Origin of the sequence: Caballeronia choica (assembly GCF_001544535.1) — a bacterium.
Classification (GTDB): Bacteria; Pseudomonadota; Gammaproteobacteria; order Burkholderiales; family Burkholderiaceae; genus Caballeronia; species Caballeronia choica.
On the sequence record NZ_FCON02000317.1, the window covers coordinates 1 to 3,853 of the forward strand.

The 3,853-nt window shown below is 59.4% G+C and carries 3 protein-coding genes and 1 pseudogene; all 4 read right to left on the minus strand.

The features are described from left to right. Nucleotides 1–811 precede the first annotated feature (811 nt). Complete coding sequence (gene petA, locus AWB68_RS43090; protein WP_087650207.1) at nucleotides 812–1,432, minus strand: ubiquinol-cytochrome c reductase iron-sulfur subunit; 621 nt, start codon at nucleotides 1,430–1,432, stop codon at nucleotides 812–814. Nucleotides 1,433–1,507: 75 nt separating this feature from the next. Beyond that, nucleotides 1,508–2,293 (minus strand): YfdX family protein, encoded by a 786-nt coding sequence (locus AWB68_RS43095; RefSeq protein WP_087650208.1) that lies wholly within the window; start codon nucleotides 2,291–2,293, stop codon nucleotides 1,508–1,510. A 1,003-nt stretch (nucleotides 2,294–3,296) separates the two neighbouring features. Next, nucleotides 3,297–3,464: pseudogene (locus tag AWB68_RS43100) on the minus strand (slipin family protein); the annotation flags it as partial. Between the two features lie 86 nt (nucleotides 3,465–3,550). After that, the coding region (locus AWB68_RS43105; RefSeq protein WP_235028838.1) for a transposase domain-containing protein at nucleotides 3,551–3,853 on the minus strand (303 nt) is incomplete at its 5' end.

Genomic DNA, 3,853 nt, shown 5'->3' on the forward strand with positions numbered 1-3,853 from the left:
CGCGCAACAAGCGCAAGACGACTTGTTTCTTCCGATTGGCCGACCACCGTTTCACTTCGGCGGCCGCGCCGGGGGCGTTTCCAGTCGCGCTACGCGCTCCTTCCACCGCCCCCGGCACAACCTCAGTGACATTCGACTTCTTCAGCATGTTCAACTCCGTTACCAGAAACACGTTTTACCCCAAAATCGTGTCCAGAAAAATCTGGAGGCGGTTCACGATCAAGCCGCGGAATACCACCGCGCCGAAGCCCGTCACGATGCCTACGACGAATGCAAGGATGCACAGCCAGCGAAGCGGGATCGGCGCAGTAGACTCGTCGTCCGGAGGCAAGATGGCGCGCGGCTGGAGAGGCGCAACCCTGACATGCCGAGTATCGTTCGCTCCTCGCCCGCTGCCTTCTGCTGCTTCCTCCCGCCTGCCTGATCCGCTCGCCATAGCGTCCCCAGGTTGGTGTATCGACGTCGGGCGTCCACCACCGTCATTGCCCGCGCGTCGATGAACAAACGGGACCGGCCGCTGTCGCCTGCCTCACAGGCCACCGGACTGACCTCGCCGGTAGATGCCTCAACCCGCGGGGGCGACGTAACCCAAGATGAGCCGGTTCGCGACACCTAACTCCGCTCGACGGCGTGAGGTTTGTTGCCGTTAAGGCTCGCGCGTCGCGTTCATCGGACGCTCGCCCTGTTGCGGGCGCTCTCGAGCCTGTCTTCACGCTCAAAACGCACAGCTCATATTCTATCGCCTTCTGAATCAGCGGTCCCGTGCACCTTGCTTCCTACACAGGGTAACTGCCAGGGCTTTTGCAGATCCTCATGCCTCGCCCTTTTCATCTTGCCCGATCGCCACGGTGGATGGCGATAAAAATTCATAACGCGGCACGTCCAGATTCTGTGGCGCCGGCTTGTCCCTGAAAACCCGGCCGGCGAGGTCGTAAGTCGAGCCATGGCACGGGCAGAGAAACCCCCCGGGCCAGTTATCGGGCAAGTTAGGTTGCGGCCCGGGCGTAAAGCGAGGCGAGGGCGTACAGCCAAGGTGCGTGCACACGCCGACCACCACAAGCAGATTCGGATGGCTCGTGCGCGACCGGTAATTGGTCGAGCAATAGACGGGTAGCGGCATCGAGAATGGATGTTTGCTGGCAGGATCGGCCACCAGTCCATTTGCCGCAACGACCTCGTCCATCATCCGCTCGGTTCGGTTGACCAGAAAAATCGGCATCCCGCGCCAAGCGACTGTCATCATCTCGCCAGGCCCAAGTCGGGAAACGTCGACGATCGTCGGCGCGCCCAAAGCACGGGCCTTCTCCGACGGCGCCATCGAATCGATGAACGGAATCAGTGTGGTCGCGCCGGCCGCCACACCTGCACTACTCGTGGCGATCAGCCACTTCCGGCGGGTGGGGTCCACGATTGTATTGTCGACGCTGTGCATGACAACCTCTATGCGTGATTTGTGCGTGCTGTTTCGAGTCCGGCCCGCATAGCGCGGCGGACGTCGAGGACATCCCTATCTGACCTTCACGGATGAGGCCGCGTTGACGCTTGGCTTTGCAGCCGCATTACTCGGCTGTGGGATCGCATCCAGGTCGACCCAGTCATAACGCACGCTATCCACCACCTGTTTGAGGGCTTGGTTCGCTTCGTAGTATTTGTTCTGTGCGAGCAGGCTCGCGGCCTGGTTGATGTCAGTCATCGTTTGCGTGAGCGGCACGAGTTCCATGGTGTAGGCGACGTTGATGTTCGCCACCTTCAGAGCGCTAAGCGCGGCCTCGCGCTTTCCTTTCTTCAGGTGTTCGTTTGCCGAGGCAATGGCCTTCGATTTGGCGGGAGACTGAGTGAGGCTGTCAGTGATCGTCACGTCGGCACCGACCGGAAGCCATGTCGTCGGTTCGGCGCTACGCGTTGCACTCGATGCGCCACGCGGCGCCGCGGCCGTGGGTGGCACCTTCAAGTCGTTCTCTGCTTTGACGAACGCGGTGTCGTCCGTCTGCGCGATCTTGAGCGATTGTTGCGCCTCTTTGACGAGCCTCGTCGCCTCCGAGGCGTGGCCGTTGAAGATCGCGAGGCGCGCGAGCTCGATCTGCTGGAACGCCTGATTCCCTTTGCTCGACAGTTTTCCCATATCCGACGTGACGCTCTGCGGCGATTCCGCGGCCTGCACGACAGCGCTGAGAAACGTGGTGGCGATTAACGCGGTCGCGGCCGATGCTGCGATATGTTGCTTTTTCATGTTCTTTCTCCATTTCTGAAATCTCGACGAGGGAGGGGCTGGTACGTAAGCCACGCCGGCCATACTGTCGCCTGGCAAAGCAGCACGTGCCGGACCTTGGTCGTATCAGAATTCGTTGACGACAATTTGAAGATAGGGCGGGGTACTTAAAATCTGCTTAAGAGAAACTGAGTAGGACCGACATTCTGACTTACTCACGAGATATGGAATGTCCTGTCGCATTCGGGGACACTGGGAGCTGGTCCAGCCTCCTCGTAATTGACTTCGAACTTGGACGTTGGTCTTGACATATGATCCATGCCCCTCACGGCGAGGGCCATCCTATCCGCGTACGTGCAGGTGCGTCGACGGCGACTGCGTATCCCGTCGGAGCACCTGAAGCCGACTTTGATGGGCTCAATCGTGGGTCATCTTTGCCAGCAAAGAAAAAAGGCCCAGCAATGCGCTGGGCCAATGGATGGCCATCGCGCACGCTCTACTGCTCTCTCAGAGCCAAGCGAGCCGCGCGGCCGTTCCACGTGGCTAGCCTCAACCTTACGGGAAAATGTTGGAGCGCTTGAATACCTCCTGCCGCGGGGCGCTCGGAGATTCAGGAGTGTTGTCGACGCGGATTCCATTATCCCGCTAATCGTGTGCGTACAAATCCGGATCCAGATGAATTGAGCATATCGGGACCCTTCTGCCAGACTGGATTCTGCCGATCCAGTGGGGAGATTGAACGATTGAGCAAATTCTGGATCCTGAACCACACGTCCTGCTGGTTCGGCGGTTCGGCGACACCGCACTCTCGGACCTACCGGTTTGTGCTGCGGACGCGGTCGCTGGTGTTGTAGTTGCAATCGAAGTGCGCATCAGGGAAGCGATGCAAGCTACTTGCGCAACGCATACGATGAGCGTCGGAGTGCGGAGGGCATAGTCGGCTCCGCGTTGAGCCGCCTTCGCGGCGGTGATCGCACTTGGACCACGGGCCTGTTATCCGCACTTCGACGCTGCATGTGTGTACAGATGGAGGATGTTCGGCGCCGTGAACGCGCGCAGACAATCGGATGCGTCGCGCTCCCCGCCCTCAATTTTGAGTTGGTCGTTTCACGCGATTTGCGGTTGAATTGATGAGATCCATCGGCATAGGGAAAATGATGGTCGAGCTTTTATCGCTGGCAATTGCAGTCAGGGTCTGAAGATAGCGAAGTTGCATCGCTTGCGGTGCCTGCGCAAGCATCTGTGCCGCCTGCAGCGTATGCGTCGCGCGAGGGCCGTCGAGAATTTTTTGGACAAGCGTCTGAGAATGCGGCAGGCTAAGCCTGCCGCAGGCAGAAGGGATCAACCCGATGAAGGTGGAGATGGGAGCAGGTGCTTCGCGACGTTCCAGGGCAACAGTTCGTCGATGCGATTGGCCTGGTGATCGGCGATGTGCGTAAGGACATATTCCAGGTAGGCGCGCGGGTTGATACCATTCAACTTGCACGAGCCGATCAGGCTATACATTGAGGCGGCTCGCTCGCCACCGCTGTCAGAGCCAGCGAACATGAAATTGCGCCGGCCGAGGGCGAGTTCGCATTCATTCTGCCCATATCGGGCAAGAAGTTGAAGTCCATTATCGTTGGCATGCGCTATATGGTCGCC

What these genes read in the sequence shown, in the direction of transcription:
- petA (WP_087650207.1), bottom strand. Translation starts at nt 1,432, where the DNA reads ATGCACAGCGTCGACAATACAATCGTGGACCCCACCCGCCGGAAGTGG.
- AWB68_RS43095 (WP_087650208.1), bottom strand. Translation starts at nt 2,293, where the DNA reads ATGGCCGGCGTGGCTTACGTACCAGCCCCTCCCTCGTCGAGATTTCAG.